Genomic DNA, 22,695 nt, shown 5'->3' on the forward strand with positions numbered 1-22,695 from the left:
CGGCTCAGGGCGACCAGCGGACCTCGCGCATGCCGGGCAGGGCGGCGATCTCCTCCAGGAAGGAGGGAACCTGCCGGCGGCTGCCGTACCGCCCGCGCCAGCGCAGATTGTAGCGCCGCGAGCAGGTCCGGCCGTTCTCGCGATAGATGACCGCCTGCCGCAAGGTCTCGTAACCCAGCCCAGCGAAGCGGGTTTCCATGTCCAGGCTTCGCAGCACGGCGCTGTCGCCCACCAGCAGCAGCGTCGCGCCCTGGACATGCCACAGCCGCCGCTCGACCCATTTCAGCACCCAGAGCACCCCGAGGCCCAGCAGCGTTCCGGCGACCCCGAGGCCGATCTCCCCGGCCCCCAGGCAGAGCCCGGCCACCGTCACGAACCAGAGCGTCGCCGCGGTGGTGACGCCGGTCACGGTCCCGCCCTGGCGCAGGATCGCGCCGCCGCCGATGAAGCCCACCCCGGTCAGGATGCCGAGCGGCAGGCGCATCACGTCCATGCTGATCACGCCGTGGTCGGGGCGGCGGGTGGTGGTCATCAGGATATCGGCCAGCAGCATCGCCAGGGCCGCGGCCAGGCAGACCAGCAGGGTCGTGCGCAGCCCGGCGGCATGCCCCTTGGCCTCCCGGTTCATGCCGAAGGCGGCCCCGGCCAGCGCCGCCAGGAGCAGTCGGAGGGCGATGTCGGACCAGACGGGATCGGTGTGCATCGGTTTCTACGGAGCTCTCACGTCGCGGGCATTTCCGGGGCGGGGGCCTCAGCCGGCGTAGTCCGGCGCCTCGCGGTCCAGGATGCGGCGGATGCTGGCGAGGTGCAGGCGCGCGCTTTCCGGGTCGCCCTCCCGCATCCGCGCCGCCGCCTCTCGCGCCACCGGCTCGGGCACGATCTTCAGCGGCCTTCCGGTGGAAAGGGCCAGGCGCTGGGCCTCGGCGGCGCGCTCCAGGTAGTAGAGGTCGTCCCAGGCCTCGGCGATGGTCGGGCCGACCACCATCACCCCGTGGTTCTTGAGGAAGCCGATATCCGCCTCCCCCATCGCCGCCGCGATCCGGTCCCCTTCCCGCTCGTCGAGGGCGAGGCCGTTGTAGTCCTCGTCCACCGCGACGCGGCCGAAGAACTTCAGCGCCGTCTGCCCGGCGAAGAGCAGCGGCGGCCCCTCGGTCATCGACAGGGCGGTGGCGTTGGGCATGTGCGTGTGGAAGGCCGCCACGGCGCGGGGGTGGCGCATGTGCAGCCGGGCATGGATGTAGAAGGCGGTCGCCTCCGGCCTGCCCTCCCCGGCCAGCACGTTTCCCTGGAAGTCGCAGACCAGCAGGCGGGAGGCGGTGAGCTCCTCGAAGGCCCAGCCATAGGGGTTCACCAGCATCAGCCCGTCATGGCCCGGCACCAGGGCGGAGAAATGGTTGCAGATGCCTTCCTGCAGACCCAGCCGCGCCGCCATGCGGAAGCAGGCGGCGAGGTCGCGCCGCGCCTCCTGGATCGCTTCCGAATCGAGCGCGGCGTTGCGGAGGATGGCGGGCGCCGTGCCGCCGGTCTGGAATTCATGGGCCATGGCTGACCGGTCCCTGCCTGGATGTCGGCCGGAAGCCTCGCCCCGGCGGCGCCGGAGGGCAAGGCGCGGCTGGCCCCGGACCTCATCCGCTGACCAGCCGCGCGATGCCGAAAGCGGCGCCGGCCGCCACGGCGCCGATCACGGCCGTCTGCAAGGCACCCGCCAGGCGCGGCATTCCGGTGGCCCGCGCCCTGAGCCAGCCGAAGGCGAGAAGCGCCAACCCGGTCACCAGGCTGGATACCAGCAGCGCCCGCGGCGTGTCGTCCAGCAGCATGTAGGGGAGCAGCGGCACCATCCCGCCGGCCACGTAGGAGCCGCCGATGCGCAGCGCGGAGCGGGGCGCCTCGCCGGGCGTCGGGGCGCTCAGCTCCAGCTCGAAGCGCATCATGAAATCCACCCAGCGCTGCCGGTCGGCGCAGATCGCCTCGGTCGCGGCCTGCAGCGTGTCCCCCCGCAGCCCCTGGCGATGGAAGATCGCCGCCACCTCCCAGCGCTCCCGCGCCGGATAGTCCGCCGTCTCCTCCCACTCCCGGCGATATTCGGAGGCGTAGCGGTCGGCCTCGCTGCGCGCCGCCAGATAGCCGCCCAGCCCCATGGCGATGCAGCCGGCCGCGAGTTCCGCCAGGCCGGCGGTCACGATCAGCGGATTGGCCGCCACCGCCCCGGACAGGCCCGCCGCCAGGGCGAAGGGCACCGTCAGCCCGTCCGCCGTGCCGATGACGAGGTCCCGCACCAGGGGCGAGGACGTGGCGTGCTGTTCCTGGTGCGGCGGGCCCGGGGGCATCGCCGGCAGGCCGGATTGGTCGAAAGCCAGGCTGTCCATGCCGCCGAAGCTGCCGCACCGGATCGGGCAAGGCGAGCCAATAAACATCTATCCCATTGAAATTCCCATGAACTCTGCGGATGCGACGCCTTTGCAGGGGTCTTGCCGCATCGCAATAAGCCGCTCAGGGTTGGCGGATCGGGCGCCCCCCTCTATGAACTCACGCTTCGGAGATCACGCCTTGGCCACGACCGAACCAGATTCCCAGGCGCCCGCGCCACCCAATCCCGCCCTCGCCGCCCAGGCAGCGATCCTGGCACAAGCGGCGACGCCGGTGCGCCGGATGGCCGATGCCATCCGGGTGCTGGCGATCGACGCCGTCGAGAAGGCGAAATCCGGCCATCCCGGCATGCCCATGGGCATGGCCGACGTGGCCACGGTCCTCTGGACCCGATTCCTCAAGAACGATGCCGACGACCCCCGCTGGGCGGACCGCGACCGGTTCATCCTCTCGGCCGGCCATGGCTCGATGCTGCTCTATGCGCTGCTGCACCTCACCGGGCAGGCGGGCATGGGCATCGAGGAGTTGCAGCGCTTCCGCCAGCTCCACTCCCCCGCCGCCGGCCACCCGGAATATGGCGAGCATCCCGGCATCGAGATGACCACCGGCCCGCTGGGCCAGGGCATCTCCACCGCCGTCGGCTTCGCCATGGCCGAGCGCCTGCTGGCCGCGCGCTTCGGCAAGTCGCTGGTGGACCACCGCACCTGGGTGATCGCCTCCGACGGCGACCTGCAGGAAGGCATCAGCCACGAGGCCTCCTCGCTGGCCGGGCACCTGAATCTCGCCAAGCTCTGCGTGCTGTGGGACGACAACCACATCTCGATCGACGGCGACACCGCCATCTCCTTCTCGGAGGACGTGCTGGCCCGCTACCGCGCCTATGGCTGGGCGACGCGGCGGATCAACGGCCACGACCACGAGGAGATCGCCTCGGCGCTCAGCTGGGCACAGAAGTCGCGCAAGCCGGTGATCATCGCCTGCCGCACCATCATCGGCTTCTCGGCGCCGAAGAAGGCCGGCACCGCCGCCAGCCACGGCGCCGCGCTGGGCGCGGACGAGGCCGCGGCGGCGAAGTCGGCGCTGGGCTGGAACCACGGGCCCTTCGAGATCCCCGAGGGGATCAAGGGCGAGTGGGAGGCGGCCGGCCGGCGTGCCGGCGGCACCCGCCGGTCCTGGCTCAAGCGCCTGGCCAAGCACCCGCAGCGCGCCGAGTTCGAGCGCGCCATGTCGGGCCGCCTGCCGGACGACTGGGCGGAGACCTTCGGCGCCTACAAGGCCAAGGTCGCCGAGGACAAGCCGAAGATCGCCACCCGCATCGCCTCGCAGCGCGCGCTGGAGGTGCTGGTGCCGTCCATCGCCGAGATGATCGGCGGCTCGGCCGACCTGACGGGGTCCAACAACACCAACGTCAAGGGCATTCCCTCGGTCACGCCGGACAACTTCTCCGGCCGCTATATCCATTATGGCATCCGCGAGCACGGCATGGCCGCGGCGATGAACGGCCTGGCGCTGCATGGGGGGCTGATCCCCTATTCCGGCACCTTCCTGGTCTTCGCCGACTACCTGCGCCCCTCGCTGCGCCTTGCCGCGCTGATGAAGCAGCGGGTCGTGCATGTGCTGACGCATGACAGCATTGGCCTGGGCGAGGACGGCCCGACCCACCAGCCGGTGGAGACGCTGGCCTCGCTGCGCGCCATGCCCAACCTGTTTGTCTTCCGCCCGGCGGATGCGCTGGAGACGGCGGAGTGCTGGGAGCTCGCCCTGCGCCGCGTCGACGGGCCGAGCGTGCTGGCCCTGTCGCGCCAGAACCTTCCCGCCCTGCGCGGCGAGGCGGGCGAGAACCGCTGCGCCCGCGGCGGCTATGTCCTGGCGGAAGCCTCGGGCGAGCGGAAGGCGACCCTGGTGGCCACCGGTTCCGAGGTCCATATCGCCATGGCGGCACGCGAGGCGCTGGAGGCGGAGGGCATCCCCACCGCCGTCGTGTCGCTGCCCTGCTGGGAGATCTTCGCCCTGCAGGACGCGCAGCACCAGGACGCGGTGCTGGGCAAGGGGCTGCGCATCGGCGTCGAGGCGGCGCTCGGCTTCGGCTGGGATCGCTGGACCGGCGCTGACGGAGTTTTCATCGGGATGCAGGGCTTCGGCGCTAGCGCGCCGGCGGAACACCTGTATCCCCATTTCGGCATCACGGCGGAGGCCATCGCGGCCACCGTCCGGAAGAAACTGTCGTAACTCAGAGGAAAAGGGGTTCGTCTCATGGCTGTTAAGGTCGCCATCAACGGCTTCGGCCGCATCGGGCGTCTCGTGCTGCGCGCCGCCTGCGAGAGCGGGCGCGACGATGTCGAGTTCGTCGCCATCAACGACCTCGGCTCCGTCGAGGCGAATGCCCACCTCTTCCGCTATGACAGCGTGCATGGCCGCTTCCCCGGCGAGGTGATCGTCGAGGGCGACAGCATCACCATCAAGGCCCATGGCAAGACCTGGGGCCCGATCAAGGTCTCGGCCGAGCGCGACCCGACCAAGCTGAAGTGGGACGGCGTGGACATCGCCGCCGAGTGCACCGGCATCTTCACGGCGCGCGAGAAGGCGCAGGTCCTGCTCGGCACCGGCGCCCGCAAGGTGCTGATCTCCGCCCCCGGCGAGGGCGCCGACAAGACCATCGTCTATGGCGTGAACCACAAGACGCTGACGGCCGAGGACAGGATCGTGTCCAACGCCTCCTGCACCACCAACTGCTTGGCGCCGATCGCCAAGGTGCTGCACGAGAAGTTCGGCATCCTGCGCGGCTACATGGTCACCATCCATGCCTATACGGGTGACCAGAACACGGTGGACACGCTGCACAAGGACCTGCACCGCGCCCGCGCGGCGGCGGTTTCGGCCATCCCGACCTCGACGGGCGCGGCGAAGGCCGTGGGCCTCGTGCTGCCGGAGCTGAAGGGCAAGCTGGACGGCACCGCCATCCGCATCCCGACGCCGAACGTCTCGCTGGTCAGCCTGGACTTCGTGCCGGGCAAGACCGAGGGGCTGACCAAGGAGGCGGTCAACGCCGCCCTGAAGGAGGCCTCGGAGGGCGAGCTGAAGGGCATCCTCGGCTACAACACCGCGCCGCTGGTCTCGGTGGACTTCAACCACGACCCGCATTCCTCCACCTTCGACGCGACGCAGACGCAGGTGGTCGATGGCGGGCTGGTGCGCGTGATGTCCTGGTACGACAACGAGTGGGGCTTCTCGAACCGGATGAGCGACACGGCCGCCTATCTCGGCAAGCTCTGAGACGGCCGGGCCGGGGGAGTTCGCTACCCCGGCCTTTTTTCTTTACTGTTTTAGGATTTTAGTCCTTTATCCGTCTGGACGGATGGAGGGCTTCGCCATGCCTGGCAAGAGGGTTCTGCTCAAGGTCTCGCCCCAGGGACAGGTGACGTTGCGGCGTGGGGTGCGCGAGGCGCTCGGGAACCCAAGGCACCTGGAATGCTGGATGGAGCAAGGAACGCTGCGGTTGCGGCCGGCGGTGTCGGCCACGCTGGACGAGGCGGAGGCGATGTTTGGCAAGCAGGGGATCACCCGGGACGTGCTGGTGGAGGCGCTGCGGATTGTGCGGCGGCGGGGCACGGCAGGATGTTGATTTTATTCCTATATCCGAGGTGGAGTGGGAAAGCAAGGCGCATCGTCGCCTGCCTCGGCGCGAACCGGGCGGTGCCCGGCCTCAGCGCCGGGCGCGGCGGCCCGCCGGGTGCTTGCCGCGGGTCCTGGCCCTCGGCTTGATCTTGGATCGGGGCTTGGCGGGGCGGGATCGGTTGGTCCGGGCTTTGAGGCGGCTGGGTTTGGGTGCGCCGGGTTTGACGGGACCGGACTTCGCGCCGGTCCTGGCGGCGGAGCCGGTACGCGCCGCGGCGACGACTCCGGTGGCGGGTTCGCCCTTCACCCCTGCCCCGGCTTTCGCTGCGCTGGCCTTCGCATCGGCCCTGGCTTCGGCCCGGGACCCCGGATTCGGGGGGATCGGGGTGGCGCTGGGTCGTGCGGCGGCTCTGGTTTCGGCACGGCTTTCGGACCTCGTGCGGGTCGGGGCGGCGGGGATGCCTTCGGAGCCGGCGTAGCGCTGCAGGCTCGCGCCCGCAGCGAGGTGCGGGTAGGCCTCGGCACCCTTGGGCCAGGTCTTCGCGAAGGCGGCGACCTCGGCCTGGTCGTGGGTGCGGATGGCCTGGACCAGGGCGGCGGCGGCCTGCGCGGGACGGAGGCGGTCGCGGCGCAGCAGGTCCAGGTGCCATTCGCGGGCGCGCAGGGGGCACCAGTCGACCAGCGATTCCTGCAGGGCACGGCGCACCTCGGCCGGAAGTTGCTCATAGGCCTGGTAGGGATCGCCCTTGAGCCGGCTGCGGGGCTTCATGGCCGTGCTGTTGTCCATGCGCGGGCTTCTACCGGAGGCGGGCGCGGCGGGGAATCGCGGCTTTCATCGCCGGGGGCTCGGCACCCATGCAGTGCCGTTGGGGCGGGGTGCCGCGAGGCTCCATCCGTCCATGGGGGCCGTCGCTCCGGTAGGTGAAGCCGCCGGGCCTCCACGACCATGGCGGTGCGTGCGGGGGCAGTCTCCGGAGCGCGCCCTCCGGCGCCGTGCGACGGGGGCGGCGCGGGATGGCGGTGCCGGGTGGGCAACTGGATCGGCTTCCGTGCCGATGCTAGAGAGGCGGCTGCTGTGTAAGTCAGACCTTTCCCCAGGATCAGGACCTTCCCATGCCAGCTTTCCGCACCCTCGACACGCTCGACCCCAAGGGCAAGCGTGTCCTGCTCCGGGCCGACCTGAACCTGCCGGTGCGGGACGGCAAGATCTCCGACATGACCCGGATCGACCGTCTCGTGCCGACGGTGAAGGAGCTGGCCGACAAGGGGGCGAAGGTGATCCTGTGCTCCCATTTCGACCGGCCCAAGGGCAAGGTCGTGCCGGAGATGTCGTTGAAGCCGATGGCCGACGCGCTGAGCAAGGCGCTGGGCAGGCCGGTGGCTTTCGCGGGTGACTGCGTGGGCCCCGAGGCCGAGGAGGCGGTGGCGAAGCTGTCGGATGGCGACGTGCTGCTGCTGGAGAACACACGCTTCCATGCCGGCGAGGAGAAGAACGATCCGGCGCTGGCGCAGGGGCTGGCGAAGATCGCGGATGTGTATGTGAACGATGCGTTTTCCGCCGCGCACCGCGCCCATGCCTCGACCGAGGGCGTGGCGAAGCTGCTGCCCTCCTATGCCGGGCGGCTGATGCAGGGCGAGCTGGAGGCGCTGGACGCGGCGCTGGGCAACCCGTCGCGGCCGGTGGTGGCGATCGTCGGCGGCTCCAAGGTCTCCACCAAGCTCGACCTGCTCGGCAACCTGTCGAAGAAGGTGGATGTGCTGGTGATCGGCGGCGCCATGGCGAACACCTTCCTGGCGGCGCAGGGTCATTCCATGGGCAAGTCGCTGCAGGAGGCGGAGATGCACGACACCGCCCGGCAGATCATGGAGGAGGCGGCGAAGACGGGCTGCGAGATCGTGCTGCCGGTGGATCTCGTGGTGGCGCCGCGCTTCGAGGCGAATGTGGCCACGCGGACGGTGCCGGTGGATGCGGTGCCGGATGACATGATGGCGCTGGATGTCGGCCCGAAGACGGTGGAGCTGATCGAGGACAAGCTGCGCTCCGCCTCCACCCTGGTGTGGAACGGGCCGCTGGGTGCCTTCGAGACGCCGCCCTTCGACACGGCCACCGTGGCCGTGGCGCAGACCGTGGCGGCGCTGGGCGCCTCGGCCGGGCTGAAGTCGATCGGCGGTGGCGGGGACACGGTCTCGGCGCTGCGCCATGCGGGGGTGATCGACCGCATGACCTATGTCTCCACCGCCGGCGGCGCCTTCCTGGAATGGCTGGAGGGCAAGACCCTGCCCGGCGTGAAGGCGCTGGAAGCGGCCTGAGCCGTCGCGGAGCGGGGGAACCGGTGGGGCCGGGGCGGGATGACCGCCCCGGCCTCTTTCGCTTTGTTTCCGGTCTCCCGCCTTCCGGCCCATGTTCGGTTATTGCGGGAATCCCGCTGCGTGTTACGGTCTCTTGCGAGACGCTCTTCATCCGCTATCCTGCGAAGCATTCGCATCTGGCCCCCGGCCCTCGTCATGGAGGGTCGGCCATGGCCTGAATGTTTCGTGCATCCGGTTTGCCGAGGGGGCGCTGCCGCGCCACCTGAGCCACGCCCGGATGCCAATACTGGGCGTGGGAGAGGGCAGGGTTGCGGTCCGGCATGGATCGAGGCCCGGTCCGGGGGGACTTTCCTTTCCCCGCTCCGGCTGGTGCGGTGCGTGCCGGGCAGGGCAAACTGTCCGGTGCGCGCCGCCCATGCCGGCCTCGGCTCCGCGGCCGCCCTTGCCGTCAGCCGCGTTCCCTCAGTAGCCGCGCCCGGGATCGACGCGGTTCGGCAGGGGGTTCCCCTTGCGTTCAGCCCGCAGGTTCTCGAACAGAATGTCCAGCGTGCGGTCGTTGTAGACCAGCGGGTCGTCCGCCGACATGTGGGGCGTCACGAACAGGCCCGGCGTGCGCCAGAGCCGGCTTTCCGGCGGCAGCGGCTCCGGCACCGCTACATCGGTCAGGCAGGCGGAAAGGTGGCCGCTTTCCAGCAGGTCGCAGACGGCATCCTGGTCCCAGACCGGGCCGCGCGCGATGTTGACCACCCCTGCCCCGCGCGGCAGCCGCGACAGGCGCTCCCGCGACAGGATGCCGCGCGTCCGTGGGGTGAGCGGGCAGGCCAGGACCAGCATGTCGCAGCGCGGCAGCACTGAATCGAGCGCCTCCTGCGGGAAGGTCTCGTCGCAGTCCGGATGGGGATCGCTGCCGTGGCGGATGCCCAGGACCCGCATGCCGAACTGCCGCGCCCGGCGGGCCGTGGCGCCGCCCAGCGCGCCCAGGCCCAGCACGCCCAGCGTGGCGCCGGCCAGGCTGGGGGCGAGGCGCGGCGCCCAGCGTCCCTCCCGCTGGCATTCCGCGAAGAAGGGGATGTGGTTGCGCAGCATCAGCAGGGCCATGATGGCGAACTCGCCCGCCTTGTCCCCATGGGTGCCGCGGTTGTTGAGCATCGCCACGCCCTCCGGCAGCCAGTCGAAGGGCGCCAGCCGGTCCACCCCGGCCGAGGTGAAGGACAGGATGCGCAGGCGCGGCGCGCGTTGCCGCAACGGCCCCGCGCGGAGGGGATCGCCGGGCAGTCCCGTCCAGGTCACCAGCACCTCGGCCTCGCGCAGCCCTTCCTCCAGGCCCCGGGGGTCTTCCGCCATGGTCATGGCGATGCCGGCCATGTCCGGGTGGCGCGCGATCGCCGCCGCCCACTGGGCCGGGGTGATGCGGAGGTCGGAGGCGGGGGGATTCTGGATGTGGAGGCGCATCGCCCCCGAATGCCAGGAAGCGCCGCGACGCGCCACCGGCCGGCGGCCGATCCGCGGGGCCCATCGCCGCCATTACGAGATATGATAACGCCCCGGATGGCGTGGCCCCCTCGCCCGGTCCAAGTCTGCGACCGGGTTTTCCCCGAGGAGACACGGCATGACCAAGGTTCTGGTCCTCTACTACTCGATGTACGGCCATATCGAGACCATGGCGCAGGCGGTGGCCGAGGGCGCGCGCGGCGCCGGGGCCGAGGTGACGGTCAAGCGCGTGGCCGAGATCATGGACCCGGCGGCCTTCGCCGCGGCCGGCGGCAAGGCGGATCAGGCGGCGCCCGTGGCCAGCCCGCAGGAACTGGCCGAGTACGATGCCATCATCGTCGGCAGCCCGACCCGCTATGGCCGGCTGACCTCGCAGATGGCGCAGTTCTGGGACCAGACCGGCGGCCTCTGGGCGAAGGGCGCGCTGATCGGCAAGGTCGGCTCCGCCTTCACCTCCACCGCCAGCCAGCATGGCGGGCAGGAGACGACGCTGATGGGCCTGCACACGATGCTGTTCCACCACGGGATGGTGCTGGTCGGCCTGCCCTATTCGGCGCAGGGGCTGGTGACGCTGGACGAGGTGAGCGGCGGCACGCCTTACGGCGCCTCCACCATCGCCGGCGGGCAGGGACAGCGGCAGCCTTCCACGAACGAGCTGGAGCTCGCCCGCTTCCAGGGCGCGCATGTGGCGAAGATCGCCGCGAAGCTCGCGGGCTGAAGCAGGGGACCGGGGGCGGGCCTTGCCTGCCCCCGGCCGGCTGCCGCCTCAGGCGAAGCGGATCACCACCTTGCCGAGATGCGCCTGGCTTTCCAGGTGGCGATAGGCGGCCTGGGCTTCCTCGAAGGGGAAGACCCGGTCGATCACCGGCTGGATCCGGTGGAAGGCGACGGCGCGGTTCATCGCCTCGAACATCTCGCGCGAGCCGACGAAGACGCCACGCAGGTCGATGGCCTTCTGCATGACCGGCAGCGGGTCGATCTGCCCCCCGGTCAGCACGCCGATGAGGTGGACGGCCCCGCCCACGCGGGTCGCGGCGATGGATTTCGGCAGGGTCCCTGCCCCGCCGACCTCCACCACATGGTCCACGCCCCGCTTGCCGGTGAGCGCCCAGACCTCCTTCTCCCAGTCCGGGTGGGTGCGGTAGTTCACGCCCTCGGCGGCGCCCAGTTCCTTCGCCCGCGCCAGCTTCTCGTCGGAGGAGGAGGTCACGATCACCCGCGCCCCCGCGGCATGGGCGAATTGCAGCGCGAAGATCGAGACGCCGCCCGTGCCCAGCAGCAGCACCGTCTGTTCCGGCCCGACCGGGCGCAGCGCGGTCAGGGCGTTCCAGGCCGTCACCCCGGCGCAGGGCAGGCAGGCGCCTTCCTCGAAGGACAGGTGTTCCGGCAGGTGGACCAGCCCCTCTTCCTCGAAGAGCACGTACTCGGCCAGCACCCCGTCGATGGAGCCACCCAGGGCGGTGGCGCGGTAGGATTCGTCGGGCGGCCCGGCGATCCAGCCCTGCATGAAGATGCCGGCCACCCGGTCGCCTTCCTTCACCCGGGTCACGTCCGGCCCCACCGCCGCGACCTCGCCCGCCCCGTCGGACAACGGCACCAGCCCCGGCCGGACCTCCGTCTTGCCGTAGCGGCCGGTGGCCACCAGGAGGTCGCGGTAGTTCAGCGAGGCCGCCCGCATCCGCACCAGCACCTGCCGGCGGGCCGGGCGTGGCGTTTCCAGGGCGGTGAGGGTGAGGTCCTCGATCGCCCCGGCCTTGGGCAGATGATAGGCGCGCATCGTCGCGACTCCCCGTTCCATGCGGGGCCCGCCGGCCCGATTGCCGGGACCCCGCTCCGGAATGGGGGCCGGACGCCAGGGTTTCAACCCGGCACCGCCTTGCCCGCGCGTCAGCGGGCCGAGTCGTTGCGCCGTTCCGGGGGACAAGGCTTCACCTTTTCCCCCGGTGGCCGGCCACGAAGCGCGGCGCGGCCGGGAGGCGCCGCTGCCTGGGTCAGCCTTCCAGGGCCGGGGCGGCGTCCTGGACGTGCAGCGAGGCGGAGACCGTGCCGTTCCAGCTTTCCGCCCGCAGCGTGCCGCAGAGATGCAGCGGCAGGCCGCCGGAATTGAGCAGGAGGTGCGCCAGCGGGCCTTCCTTGGCGCGGAAGCAGACGGCCTTCAGGCGCCCTCCCCCCTCGCCTTCCAGGAAGGCGCGGACGGTGCCGCCCTCCCGCCCCACGCGGTCGGCGCGGACGATGCGGGCGCGGCGGATGGCGAAGACCGGCTCCTCGTTGCCGGGGCCGAAGGGCGCCAGCCGCCCGACCTCCGCCGCGAAACCCGCCGTTGCCGCCTGGACGCTGATCGTGCCCTCCACCGACAGGTCCGCCGCGGCGGGCAGCGCGTTGGCATGGCCCAGACGCTCGTGGAGGAAGGCGCGCACCTCCTCGATCCGCCCCGCCTCGAAGGAGAAGCCGGCCGCCATGGCGTGGCCGCCGCCGGTCAGCATCAGGCCGGACTGCCGTGCCGCGATCACCGCCGCGCCGAGGTCCACCCCCGGCACCGAGCGGCCCGAGCCGCGCGCCAGCCCCTCGGCCAGCGAGGCCACGAGGGTCGGGCGGTTGAAGCGTTCCTTCACCCGCCCGGCCACGATGCCGACCACGCCGGGATGCCAGCCCTCGCCGCAGATCATCAGCACGGGGCTGCCGGCCTCGGCCTGCCGCTCCGCCTCGGCGAAGGCGCCGGTCAGCACGTCGGCCTCCACCTCCTGCCGCCGGCGGTTCACCTCGTCGAGCCGGGCGGCGATGGCGCGTGCCTCGACCGGGTCGTCCAGCAGCAGCAGGCGCAGCGCGAGGTCGGGCTCGCCGATCCGGCCGGAGGCGTTGATGCGCGGCCCGAGCACGAAGCCCAGTGTATGGGCGGTGGGGGCCTCCTTCACCGCCGCCATCTCCAGCAGCGCGGCGATCCCGGCATGTTCGCGCCGGGCCATGACCTTGAGGCCCTGCGCCACCAGGGCGCGATTCAGCCCCACCAGCGGCATCACGTCGCAGACCGTGGCCAGTGCCACGAGGTCCAGCAGCGCCAGCAGGCGCGGCTCCGCCCGGTGGGCGAAGAAGCCGGTGCGGCGCAGCGTGCGCAGCAGCGCCACCGCGGCCAGGAAGCAGACGGCGGCGGCGCAGAGATGCCGCAGGCCGGAGGGGCAGTCGAGGCGGTTCGGGTTCACCACCGCCGCGACATCGGGCACCGGGCCCTCGGACTTGTGGTGATCGAGGACCACCACATCCGCCCGGCCGCGCGCCGCCTCCAGCGCCTCATGCGCCGCGATGCCGCAATCGACGCAGACGACCAGCGTCGCGCCCCGGTCGCAGAGCCCGGCGATGGCCGGCCCGTTGGGGCCGTAGCCTTCCCGGATGCGGTCGGGGACGTAATGCGTGACCTCGCAGCCCAGATCCCGCAGCACGCGCACGGTCAGCGCGCCGGCGCAGGCGCCGTCCACGTCGTAGTCGCCATAGACGGCCACATGCTCGCCCCGGCGCGCGGCATCGGCGAGCCGCGCCGCCGCCGTATCCATGTCCTTCAGGCAGGACGGGTCGGGCAGCAGCGCGCGCAGCGTCGGATCGAGGAAATCCGTCGCGGTGTCCGCGGTCACGCCGCGCCCGGCGAGCAGGCGGCCGACGATCTCGGGGAGTTCCAGCCGCTGCGCGATGGCGAGGCCCAGGCGCTCGTCGCCGCCGCGCCAGAGCCAGCGCCGGCCGGTGACGCTCTGCGCCACCCCCAGCACAGGCTCCGCCGCCACCGATGCGGCCAGCCCCTCAGGCCCCATTCCCTCAGGCAAAGAAGCTGCCGGGCTTGCGCTGGGAGTTGTGGTGGCCCTCGATGTAGCGGACCGTGCCGGTCTTGGAGCGCATGATGATGGAATGCGTCACCGCGCCGGTCTTGGTACGGCGCACGCCGCGCAGGAAGGCACCGGAGGTCACGCCGGTCGCGGCGAACATCACGTCGCCCCTGGCCATGTCCTCCACCAGGAACTTCCGGTTCGGGTCGGTGATGCCCATCTCCTTGGCGCGGGCGATCTGCGCGTCGTCCTCGTAGAGCAGGCGGCCCTGCATCTGGCCGCCGGTGCAGCGCAGCGCGGCGGCGGCCAGCACGCCCTCCGGCGCGCCGCCCGAGCCCATGTAGATGTCGATGCCCGAATCCTCCTGCGCGCAGGCCACCACGCCGGCCACGTCGCCATCCGGCAGCAGGGTGATGCGCGCCCCGGCGCGGCGGCAGGCCTCGATCAGCGGCTTGTGGCGGTCGCGGCCCAGGGTGCAGACCATCAGGTCGTTGATCGAGACCTTCTTGGCCTTGGCCAGCTCGCGCAGGTTCTCCTCGGGCGAGGCGTCGAGGTCCACCACCCCTTCCGGCAGGCCGGGGCCGATGGCGAGCTTGTCCATGTAGATGTCGGGCGCGTGCAGGAAGCCGCCCTTTTCCGCCACCGCCAGCGTGGCGATGGAGTTCGGCCCGCCGGTGGCGCAGATGTTGGTGCCTTCCAGCGGGTCCACGGCGATGTCCATCTCCGGCCCGCCGAGGCCCACCTTCTCGCCGATGTAGAGCATCGGCGCCTCGTCCATCTCGCCCTCGCCGATGACCACGGTGCCGGCGATGGCGACCGCATCGAAGGCGCGGCGCATGGCGTCCACCGCCGCGCCGTCGGCGGCGTTCTTGTCGCCTCGCCCGATCCAGGAGGAGCAGGCGAGCGCCGCCGCCTCGGTCACCCGGACCAGCTCCATGACCAGGTTGCGGTCCGCCTTCAGGGACATGCCGCTTTCGCTCATCGCTTCCCGCTCTCCTCAGAAACTCTCGATCCGGATCAGCGCCGGGGATTCCAGCACCGTCTCCAAAGCCTCGATCCGCGCGATGGCCTTGCGCATCGCGCGCTCCGACGAATCATGCGTGGTCAGCACCACGGGCACCGCCTCGCCCGGGGCGCGGCCGCGCTGCAGCATGGATTCCAGGCTGATGCCGGAATCGCGCAGCGCGCCGGTCACGTCGGCGATGACGCCGGGCCGGTCCACCACCATCAGCCGCAGGTAGTAGGCGCCGGTGCGCTCCTCCATCGGCAGGGAGGGCAGCGGCGCGAGGTCGTCCAGGCCGGCGCCCCAGACGGGCGTGTGCCGGTTGCGCGCGATGTCGATCAGGTCCGCCACCACGGCCGAGGCGGTCGGCCCGGCGCCCGCGCCGCGGCCTTCCAGCACCACGCGGCCGACGAAGTCGCCCTCCGCCACCACGGCGTTGAAGACGCCGTCCACGCGGGCCAGCGGGAAGGCGGCGGGGATCATGCAGGGATGCACCCGCGTCTCCACGCCCCGCTCGGTGCAGCGCGCCAGGCCCAGCAGCTTGATGCGGTAGCCGAGTTCCTCGGCCAGCTTGATGTCGAGCGCGGTGACGTTGCGGATGCCCTCGACATGCACGGCGGAGAAGTCCACCGGGCGGCCGAAGGCGAGCGCGGCCAGGATGGCGAGCTTGTGCGCCGCGTCCACGCCGTCGATGTCGAAGGAGGGGTCGGCCTCGGCATAGCCCAGCCGCTGGGCGTCGGCGAGCGCCTCGGCGAATTCCCGCCCGCGCTCGCGCATCTGCGTCAGGATGTAGTTGCAGGTGCCGTTCAGGATGCCGGTGACGCGCTGGAAGCGGTTGGCCGCCAGCCCCTCGCGCAGCGCCTTGATGACCGGGATGCCGCCGGCCACCGCCGCCTCGAAGGCCAGCGGCACGCCCCGCATCTCCGCCGAGCGGGCCAGCGCGGCGCCGTGCACGGCGAGCAGCGCCTTGTTCGCCGTCACCACCGGCTTGCCGGCGGCGAGCGCCGCCTCGACCGTGGCGCGGGCGGCGCCCTCGGAACCGCCGATCGCCTCGACCACCACGTCCACCGCCGGATCATGGGCGAGGGCGACAGGGTCGTCGTACCAGCGCAGCCCGTCCAGCGGGATGCCGCGGTCGCGCGAGCGGTCGCGCGCCGCCACGGCGGTCACGGCGATGGGGCGGCCGGCGCGGGCGGCGATCAGCTCGGCATTCGCGCGCAGGATCTGCAGGGTGCCCGCGCCGACGGTGCCGAGACCGGCCAGGGCGACGGAAAGGGGACGGGTCAAGCGCGCACGAGCTCCGCGGAAGTGTCGGTCGAGGGGCCGCCGTTATCGGCGGCCAGAAAGGAGCGGATGCCGCGCAGCGCCTGGCGGATGCGCTGCGCGTTCTCCACCGTGGCGATGCGGACATGGCCGTCGCCGTATTCGCCGAAGCCGATGCCGGGGGCGACGGCGACCTTGGCCCGGGCCAGCAGCAGCTTGGAGAACTCCACCGAGCCGAGATGGGCGAAGCGCTCCGGGATCGGCGCCCAGACGAACATCGAGCCCTCCGGCAGCGGCACGTCCCAGCCCGCCTGCCGCAGCCCCTTGACCAGCAGGTCGCGCCGGTCGCGGTACAGGGTGCGCATCTCGGCCACGCAGTCCTGCGGCCCGTTCAGCGCGGCGGTGGCGGCGACCTGGATCGGCGTGAAGGCGCCGTAGTCGAGATAGGACTTCACCCGCGTCAGCGCGGCGATCAGCTTGCGGTTGCCGGCGGCGAAGCCCATGCGCCAGCCGGGCATGTTGTAGGTCTTGCTCATGGAGGTGAACTCCACGGCCACGTCCCTGGCGCCCGGGACCTCCAGGATGGAGGGGGGGACCTTGTCGCCGAAGTACAGCTCGGCATAGGCGAGGTCGGAGAGCACGTAGAAGCCGTGCTTCCGCGCCATGGCCACGACCTCCCGGTAGAAGTCGAGATCGGCCAGCAGCGCCGTCGGGTTGGAGGGGAAGTTCACGATCAGCGCGGTGGGCGCGGGCACGGAATGGCGCACCGCGCGGTCGATGGCGCGCAGCATCTCCTCGTCCGGCGTGTGCGGGATGCTGCGCACCGAGGCGCCGGCGATGATGAAGCCGAACTGGTGGATCGGATAGGACGGGTTCGGCACCAGGATCGTGTCGCCGGGCGAGGTGATGGCCTGGGCGAGGTTCGCCAGCCCTTCCTTCGAGCCCAGCGTGGCCACGACCTCGGTTTCCGGGTCGAGCTGCACGTTGAAGCGGCGGGCGTAGTAGTTCGCCAGCGCCTTGCGCAGCCCGGGGATGCCCTTGGAGGCGGAATAGCGGTGGGTGCGCGGGTCCTGCACCGCCTCCACCAGCTTGGCCACGATATGCGGCGGCGTGGGGCTGTCGGGGTTGCCCATGCCGAGGTCCACGATGTCCTCCGCGGCGGCACGCGCCTTGGCCTTGGCGCCGTTCACCTCGGCAAAGACATAGGGGGGAAGGCGGCGGATGCGGTGGAAATCGTCACTCATGGGTGTAGCCCTTCGGGCCCTCGGTTCGTCGAAGCTTCCAGGGTAGCCCTCCTCGCGCCGCAGCGCGAGGCCATCGGGCAACGACCCTGCCGGAGAGCCGCCCCGTGCCCGGCAGGAGAGACCGGGGGGAGGCCACTCCGCACGGCGCCGGTCCGTTCAGGGGGTTCCCGGCTCAGGGGGTTCCCGGCTCAGGGAGTTCCCGGCTTCGGCGCGGCGGGCGGGGCCAGCAGGTCCGGCGCGGGCGGCGCCGGGGGGCCGAGGGGGGCGCCAGCATCTCGGCCGGCGGCGCGGCGGGCGGGGCGCTGCCCGGATCGGGGGCGCCGGAGCGCAGCGCCGGGGTCGAGGCGCCGGGACCGATGGCCGGGGCCGAGGCCAGGCTCGGCGGCGGCGGCGGGCTGTGCGGCACCAGCTCCGCCCCCGGGGCGCGCGGCGGGTCGGGCACCGGCGCGTCCGGCGCGACGGGCTGCGCCGCCGCGGCCCGGTTGGTGGCGAGCGCGGTGGTCAGCTGTTCGCGCACCGAGGCCTCGCCCCGGGCGGGGCGGGGGGGATGCGGGCCAGGTTGGGAAAGCCCTCCTCCAGCCCCGGCGGCGCCGCGCGCCCGTCCAGGCCGTTGCCGCGGATCTGGCGCACGAAGTCGAAGGGCCCCTCACCCGGCGAGCCGACGCAGGCGCCCAGCGACAGCAGGCAGGCCAGCAGGCCCAGCGACCGCGGCAGGCGCGGCCGATGCCGCAGCGCCAAAAGCGGCGCGGCTGCTTGCCGCCCCTGCCCGCGCAACCTAGGTTTGATCGGCTTGTGGATCATCTGCACTTCCCGCCCGGCCGGGTTCCCGCGGGGCATTCCCACCGGTCCATACCCTTCGGACCGAGGTTTGCCGCAGAACCGGCGAAGCGTGAAGCCACCGGATGCCACAGGCCGGGAGAGCACCAGGAACACGCCGATGAGCCAGAGTGACAAGACGCCCGATCCTGGTTTCCGCCTGCCGGACCCCGCCCTGGTGAGCCGGACCATGGCCGATGTCGCGGAACGCAGCCAGCGCATCGTCGCCGATTTCATCCGGCGCCAGGGCGACACCGCGGAGAAGCTGGGCGGCCGCCCCGGCGGCATGCCGCAGGTGGAGGGCGGCACGCCGCTCGATCCCTTCAACCTCGGCGGCGCCTTCATGGAGATGGCCAGCCGGCTGATGGCCAACCCGGCCCGACTGATGCAGGCCCAGATGGGCTTCTGGCAGGACTATCTCACCCTCTGGGGCAACACCGCCCGCCGCATGATGGGGGGCGAGGTCCAGCCGGTCATCTCCGAGGACAGCAAGGACAAGCGCTTCAAGGACGATGCCTGGCGCGAGAACGAGGTCTTCGACTTCATCAAGCAGTCCTACCTGCTGTCCGCGCGGTACATGCAGAACGTGGTGCGGGGCACCGAGAGCGAGCTCGACCCCAAGAACGCCCAGAAGGTCGATTTCTACACGCGGCAGTTCGTGGATGCGATGAGCCCCACGAACTTCCTGATGACCAACCCGCAGGTGCTGCGCCGCACCGCCGAGACGGGCGGCGAGAACCTGCTGAAGGGGCTGACCAACCTCCTGACCGACCTGGAGCGCGGCAAGGGCAACCTGCGCATCAGCATGACCGACCGCAGCAAGTTCGCGATCGGCGAGAACATCGCGGTGACGCCGGGCAAGGTGGTGTACCGCAACGACCTGATGGAGCTGATCCAGTACAGCCCCACCACGGAGAAGGTGCTCAAGCGGCCGCTGCTGCTGCTGCCGCCCTGGATCAACAAGTTCTACATCCTCGACCTGCGGCCGAAGAACTCCCTGATCCGCTGGGCGGTGTCGCAGGGGCATACGGTCTTCGTCTGCTCCTGGGTCAATCCGGACGAGCAGCTCGCGGAGAAGGACTTCGAGGACTACATGAAGGAGGGCCCCTATGCCGCGCTGGACGCGATCCAGCAGGCGACGGGGGAGCGAAACGTCAATGCCATCGGCTACTGCCTCGGCGGCACGCTGCTGGCGGCGACGCTCGCGCACATGGCGGCGAAGCGCGACACGCGCATCAGGAGCGCCACCTTCTTCACCACCATGACGGACTTCGAGGAAGCCGGGGAGATCAGCGTCTTCATCGACGAGGTGCAGCTCAAGGCCGTCGAGCAGAAGATGGGCGAGCGCGGCTTCCTCGCGGGCGGGGAGATGGCCAACACCTTCAACATGCTCCGCGCCAACGACCTGATCTGGAGCTTCGTGGTCCAGAACTACCTGCTGGGGCAGGAGCCCTTCCCCTTCGACCTGCTGTTCTGGAACGACGACAGCACGCGCATGCCGGCGAGGATGCACAGCTTCTACCTGCGCCGCATGTACCAGCAGAACGACCTGGTGAAGCCGGGGGGGATCACGCTGGACGGGGTGCCGATCGACCTGCGGAAGATCAAGATCCCCGTCTACCTGCTCTCCACGCGCGAGGACCATATCGCGCCCTGGAAGAGCACCTATCGCGCCACGCAGATCTATGGCGGGCCGATCCGCTTCGTGCTCGCCGCCTCGGGGCATATCGCAGGGGTGGTGAACCCGCCCGAAAGCGGCAAGTACAGCCACTGGACCAACGAGGCGCTGCCCGCCGATCCGGAGGAATGGCTGGAGGGTGCGACCGAGCTCGCCGGGTCCTGGTGGCCGGACTGGCAGCGCTGGGTCACGGGCCTCGACCACGCGCAGGTGCCCGCCCGGGAGCCGGGCGCCGGCAAGCTGCCGGCCCTGGCCGATGCGCCGGGCGAGTACGTGAAGGTGATGGCGCAGGACTGATCGCGGCGCCCGCCGCCGCCCCCTGGCCGGAGAACCCGGTTGGGGGCGGCGGTCAGAAGCCCGGTGCGGGGCGGTAGGAATCGTCCTCCAGCCCGCGCGTGCCGGTCAGCGAGGGATCGGCGGCGGGCTGCACCACCCAACCGTTCACCGAATCCAGCCGCGCCACCTCCTGCGCCAATGCGCCGAGGGCGATCTCGCTGTTCGGCAGGGGGCCCGGGTCGCGCAGCCGGGCGATCACCCGCTCCCCGCCGTTGCGGAAGCGGCGCTCGTCCTCCAGCAGCGCCTGGGCGCGCACCTCCTGCCCATCGGCCAGTTCCCGGGCGACCTGGGCCATGACCGAGGCCGCCTCCTGTCCCGTCACCTCCGGCTGGATGCCCAGGGCGTTCCGCACCTCGTCGCGGGCGGTGTAGACGACCTGCTTCACCCCCGGCGAGACCGGGTTCCAGCGCGGGTTGCTGGCGAGGTCCGTGCAGAGCCATTCCAGGATCGCCGCGGCCCGTGCCATCCGGTCCGGATGGCCGCGCAGCGCGGCGGCGCCGTTGCGGAAGGCCGCGTCGAGTTCCCGGATCGCCTGCCGCCCCTGGTCGGGGCCGGCCAGCAGGCCGGGCGGCGGCGGGATCGGCCGGCGCGGGGCGCGCAGTTCGGCGCAGGCGGCGAGCGGCAGCAGGGCCAGCAGCAGGAATCGTCGTTGCATAGGCTGTCTTCCCATCCCCGGAGCGGCTCGGCAACCGCGCTCCCCGGGAGCCCGTCTCAGGAGCCGGGACCGCTGTCCAGGTCCTTGGAGGCGCGCAGCAGGGCGAGGTTGGCCTCCGGCAGGTCGGGCAGGCGGCCGAGGCGCCGCAGCGTGTCCGGGGCGAAGACCGGCGGCGGCAGGGCGCGGCGCGCCGCTTCCTCGTCGCCCCGGGCCAGCGCCGCCGCCGCATCGGCCAGCCCGGCCATCACAACGGTTCCCGGCGCCCCGGGCTGGATGCCGAGCGCGGCGCGGAGGTTGTCGCGGGCCGCCTGCATCGCCGGGATGGTGATGTGGTTGCTGTGCGTGAAGGCCAGGTCGTGCGGCATCGCCGCCGCCAGCCATTCCAGCCGGATCGCGGCGATGGCGGCCTCTGCCGGCCGGCCCGCCACGATGCGCGTGTCGCGGAAGACCGGCATCGCGCCGTAGATCGCGGCGATGGCCGGGTCCTGCCCCGTCGCGGCGATGGGCGGCAGGGCGGGGGCGTTGGCTTCCGTGGCGCAGGCGGCGAGGCCGGCCAGCAACAGGACCGGAAGGAGGCGGGCGCGTCTCATTCCAGGCTGCGGCGGTGTCGCCCGGCCAGCTCCACGTAATGCGGGGCGGTGCGGGCGAAGAGCGCGAGATCCTCCTCCGTCCGCGGCCGGGCCATGCGCGCCGGGGAGCCGAGCCAGAGCTCGTTGCGGCGGATCACCTTGCCCGGCGCGAGCAGGCCGCCCGCGCCGAGCATCCCGCCGGTCTCGATCACCGCGCGGTCCAGCACCGTGGCGCCCATGCCAACGAAGGCGCCGTCCTCCAGCGTGCAGGCATGGATGATGCAGGCATGGCCGATGGTGACGTCGGCGCCGATCCGCGCCGGCTCCCCGGCGTTCAGGTGGACGATGGTGCCGTCCTGGACGTTGGAGCGGGCACCGACGGAGATCGCGGCGGTGTCGCCGCGCAGCACGCAGTGGTACCAGACGCTGGCCCCCTCCCCGATCTCCACGTCGCCGATCACCACGGCGGTGGGGGCGATCCAGGCGGTGGGGTGGATGCGGGGGAGCTTGCCCTCGAAAGGGAGGATGTTTCCCGTCGCGCTCATGCGGCCCGGCCCAGCCGCGCCTCGACATCGAGGCCCAGCATCAGCCCGAGATTCTGCACCGCCGCCCCCGAGGCGCCCTTGCCGAGATTGTCCAGCCGCGCCACCAGCACCGCCTGCCCCCGGGCATCGCTGCCGAAGACCCGCAGCTCCAGGCTGTTGGTGTCGTTCAGGGCCTCGGCCTCCAGCTTGCCATTCGCCTCGGCGGACAGCACGTGGACCCAGGGGGAATCCGCGTAGCGTGCCTCCAGCGCCGCGCGCAGGTCGGCGGGGGACGGCTTGCCCGGCAGCGTGTCGAGGTGCAGCGGGATGGAGACCAGCATGCCCTGCCGGAAATGCCCGACGCTCGGCACGAAGAGCGGCCGGCGCGTCAGGCCGGAATAGCGCTGCAGCTCGGCCACGTGCTTGTGCTCCAGCCCCAGGCCGTAGAGCTCGAAATTCGGCGCCTTGCCGGTCTCGTGCTCGGCGATCATCGCCTTGCCGCCGCCGGAATAGCCGGAGACGGCGTTCACCGTGACCGGGTAGTCCGCCGGGATGAGGCCGGCATCGACCAGCGGGCGCAGCAGCGCGATGCCGCCGGTGGGGTAGCAGCCGGGATTGCTTACGCGCGGGGCCCGTGCCACGGCGGCCGCCTGTTCCGGCGAGAGCTCGGGGAAGCCGTAGACCCAGTCCGGGTCCACCCGGTGGGCGGTGGAGGCGTCGAGGACCTTGGGCGCGTCCGCGCCGAGGGAAGCCGCCATGGCGGCGCTTTCCTTGGCGGCGTCGTCGGGCAGGCAGAGCACGACGGCGTCCACCTCGGCCATCAGGGCGCGCTTGGCCTCCGGGTCCTTGCGGCGCTCCGCCGGCAGGGAGCGCAGCGCGACGCCCGGCAGGTCCTGCAGGCGCTCGACGATCTGCAGCCCCGTGGTGCCGGACTCGCCGTCCACGAAGACGGACGGCAGGGAACCCTTGGCCATGCGGAGAACTCCTCTCGCTCTCGGATGCAGCACGGTGATGA

Annotated in this window: 22 protein-coding genes; 6 read left to right on the forward strand and 16 right to left on the reverse strand. The window is 71.8% G+C overall.

The genetic code is table 11. The features are described from left to right. Nucleotides 1–4: 4 nt before the first annotated feature. The 3 genes from CTJ15_RS10440 to CTJ15_RS10450 all read right to left on the reverse strand — a co-directional run bounded on the left by CTJ15_RS10440 (nucleotide 5) and on the right by CTJ15_RS10450 (nucleotide 2,366). On the reverse strand, nucleotides 5–703 hold the full coding sequence (locus CTJ15_RS10440) for an MgtC/SapB family protein (protein WP_058390129.1): 699 nt from the start codon (nucleotides 701–703) through the stop codon (nucleotides 5–7). 48 nt (nucleotides 704–751) lie between these two features. Further along, the gene (locus CTJ15_RS10445; protein ID WP_058390128.1) at nucleotides 752–1,543 is read right to left on the reverse strand and encodes an aldolase; all 792 of its coding nucleotides are present in this window, start codon (nucleotides 1,541–1,543) and stop codon (nucleotides 752–754) included. An 82-nt stretch (nucleotides 1,544–1,625) separates the two neighbouring features. Beyond that, complete coding sequence (locus CTJ15_RS10450) at nucleotides 1,626–2,366, reverse strand: VIT1/CCC1 transporter family protein (protein ID WP_079253404.1); 741 nt, start codon at nucleotides 2,364–2,366, stop codon at nucleotides 1,626–1,628. A 283-nt stretch (nucleotides 2,367–2,649) separates the two neighbouring features. Between CTJ15_RS10450 and tkt the strand changes: the two genes are divergently transcribed. The 3 genes from tkt (at nucleotide 2,650) to CTJ15_RS10465 (ending at nucleotide 5,989) form a co-directional block, all read left to right on the forward strand. After that, complete coding sequence (gene tkt, locus CTJ15_RS10455) at nucleotides 2,650–4,596, forward strand: transketolase (protein WP_216348669.1); 1,947 nt, start codon at nucleotides 2,650–2,652, stop codon at nucleotides 4,594–4,596. A 24-nt stretch (nucleotides 4,597–4,620) separates the two neighbouring features. After that, the gene (gap, locus tag CTJ15_RS10460) at nucleotides 4,621–5,640 is read left to right on the forward strand and encodes a type I glyceraldehyde-3-phosphate dehydrogenase (protein ID WP_019462609.1); all 1,020 of its coding nucleotides are present in this window, start codon (nucleotides 4,621–4,623) and stop codon (nucleotides 5,638–5,640) included. Nucleotides 5,641–5,737: 97 nt separating this feature from the next. After that, complete coding sequence (locus CTJ15_RS10465) at nucleotides 5,738–5,989, forward strand: hypothetical protein (RefSeq protein WP_075822884.1); 252 nt, start codon at nucleotides 5,738–5,740, stop codon at nucleotides 5,987–5,989. A gap of 81 nt (nucleotides 5,990–6,070) precedes the next feature. On the opposite strand, the gene CTJ15_RS10470 is transcribed toward CTJ15_RS10465, so the two are convergent. Next, nucleotides 6,071–6,769, reverse strand: a complete 699-nt coding sequence (locus CTJ15_RS10470) for a DUF6525 family protein (protein WP_058390125.1) — start codon at nucleotides 6,767–6,769, stop codon at nucleotides 6,071–6,073. Nucleotides 6,770–7,095: 326 nt separating this feature from the next. On the opposite strand from CTJ15_RS10470, the gene pgk reads away from it, so the two are divergent. After that, the gene (gene pgk, locus CTJ15_RS10475) at nucleotides 7,096–8,292 is read left to right on the forward strand and encodes a phosphoglycerate kinase (protein WP_058390124.1); all 1,197 of its coding nucleotides are present in this window, start codon (nucleotides 7,096–7,098) and stop codon (nucleotides 8,290–8,292) included. 462 nt (nucleotides 8,293–8,754) lie between these two features. Here pgk and CTJ15_RS10480 read toward each other — a convergent pair whose 3' ends face one another. Next, nucleotides 8,755–9,744, reverse strand: coding sequence for an NAD(P)-dependent oxidoreductase (locus tag CTJ15_RS10480; protein WP_075822493.1), 990 nt, complete (start codon nucleotides 9,742–9,744; stop codon nucleotides 8,755–8,757). A 157-nt stretch (nucleotides 9,745–9,901) separates the two neighbouring features. Between CTJ15_RS10480 and wrbA the strand changes: the two genes are divergently transcribed. Next, a complete protein-coding gene (gene wrbA / locus CTJ15_RS10485) occupies nucleotides 9,902–10,501 on the forward strand; it encodes an NAD(P)H:quinone oxidoreductase (RefSeq protein ID WP_019462604.1) in 600 nt (199 codons plus the stop codon). 48 nt (nucleotides 10,502–10,549) lie between these two features. Here wrbA and CTJ15_RS10490 read toward each other — a convergent pair whose 3' ends face one another. From CTJ15_RS10490 to CTJ15_RS10520, 7 genes are all read right to left on the reverse strand, one after another. Next, the gene (locus CTJ15_RS10490) at nucleotides 10,550–11,560 is read right to left on the reverse strand and encodes an NAD(P)-dependent alcohol dehydrogenase (protein ID WP_075822494.1); all 1,011 of its coding nucleotides are present in this window, start codon (nucleotides 11,558–11,560) and stop codon (nucleotides 10,550–10,552) included. A 214-nt stretch (nucleotides 11,561–11,774) separates the two neighbouring features. Continuing rightward, nucleotides 11,775–13,580: a single-stranded-DNA-specific exonuclease RecJ gene (gene recJ / locus CTJ15_RS10495; RefSeq protein WP_099781555.1), complete on the reverse strand. Its 1,806-nt coding sequence runs from the start codon at nucleotides 13,578–13,580 to the stop codon at nucleotides 11,775–11,777. Nucleotides 13,581–13,584: 4 nt separating this feature from the next. Beyond that, nucleotides 13,585–14,574: a class II fructose-bisphosphatase gene (gene glpX / locus CTJ15_RS10500; RefSeq protein WP_019462601.1), complete on the reverse strand. Its 990-nt coding sequence runs from the start codon at nucleotides 14,572–14,574 to the stop codon at nucleotides 13,585–13,587. Between the two features lie 15 nt (nucleotides 14,575–14,589). Beyond that, nucleotides 14,590–15,882, reverse strand: coding sequence for a homoserine dehydrogenase (locus CTJ15_RS10505; protein WP_019462600.1), 1,293 nt, complete (start codon nucleotides 15,880–15,882; stop codon nucleotides 14,590–14,592). Next, entirely contained in the window at nucleotides 15,879–17,102 is a 1,224-nt protein-coding gene (locus tag CTJ15_RS10510) for an LL-diaminopimelate aminotransferase (protein ID WP_019462599.1), read from the reverse strand. The genes CTJ15_RS10505 and CTJ15_RS10510 overlap by 4 nt, the downstream gene beginning before the upstream one ends. 172 nt (nucleotides 17,103–17,274) lie before the next feature. Then, nucleotides 17,275–17,619, reverse strand: a complete 345-nt coding sequence (locus tag CTJ15_RS10515; protein ID WP_099781556.1) for a hypothetical protein — start codon at nucleotides 17,617–17,619, stop codon at nucleotides 17,275–17,277. Then, complete coding sequence (locus CTJ15_RS10520; protein ID WP_126281866.1) at nucleotides 17,604–17,903, reverse strand: hypothetical protein; 300 nt, start codon at nucleotides 17,901–17,903, stop codon at nucleotides 17,604–17,606. The genes CTJ15_RS10515 and CTJ15_RS10520 overlap by 16 nt, the downstream gene beginning before the upstream one ends. Nucleotides 17,904–18,039: 136 nt before the next feature. On the opposite strand from CTJ15_RS10520, the gene CTJ15_RS10525 reads away from it, so the two are divergent. Then, entirely contained in the window at nucleotides 18,040–19,893 is a 1,854-nt protein-coding gene (locus CTJ15_RS10525; protein ID WP_075823388.1) for an alpha/beta hydrolase, read from the forward strand. Nucleotides 19,894–19,945: 52 nt separating this feature from the next. On the opposite strand, the gene CTJ15_RS10530 is transcribed toward CTJ15_RS10525, so the two are convergent. From CTJ15_RS10530 to argC, 4 genes are read right to left on the reverse strand one after another with little or no spacing between them, the layout of a single operon-like run. Further along, the gene (locus CTJ15_RS10530) at nucleotides 19,946–20,587 is read right to left on the reverse strand and encodes a hypothetical protein (RefSeq protein ID WP_075823387.1); all 642 of its coding nucleotides are present in this window, start codon (nucleotides 20,585–20,587) and stop codon (nucleotides 19,946–19,948) included. Nucleotides 20,588–20,643: 56 nt separating this feature from the next. Next, nucleotides 20,644–21,177 (reverse strand): hypothetical protein, encoded by a 534-nt coding sequence (locus CTJ15_RS10535; RefSeq protein ID WP_126281867.1) that lies wholly within the window; start codon nucleotides 21,175–21,177, stop codon nucleotides 20,644–20,646. Beyond that, nucleotides 21,174–21,701, reverse strand: coding sequence for a gamma carbonic anhydrase family protein (locus CTJ15_RS10540; RefSeq protein WP_019462595.1), 528 nt, complete (start codon nucleotides 21,699–21,701; stop codon nucleotides 21,174–21,176). The genes CTJ15_RS10535 and CTJ15_RS10540 overlap by 4 nt, the downstream gene beginning before the upstream one ends. Further along, nucleotides 21,698–22,654, reverse strand: a complete 957-nt coding sequence (gene argC, locus CTJ15_RS10545) for an N-acetyl-gamma-glutamyl-phosphate reductase (protein WP_075823291.1) — start codon at nucleotides 22,652–22,654, stop codon at nucleotides 21,698–21,700. Before argC ends, CTJ15_RS10540 begins: the two co-directional genes overlap by 4 nt. Nucleotides 22,655–22,695: the final 41 nt, after the last annotated feature.

Origin of the sequence: Roseomonas sp. FDAARGOS_362, from assembly GCF_002754815.1 — a bacterium.
GTDB lineage: Bacteria > Pseudomonadota > Alphaproteobacteria > Acetobacterales > Acetobacteraceae > Roseomonas > Roseomonas mucosa.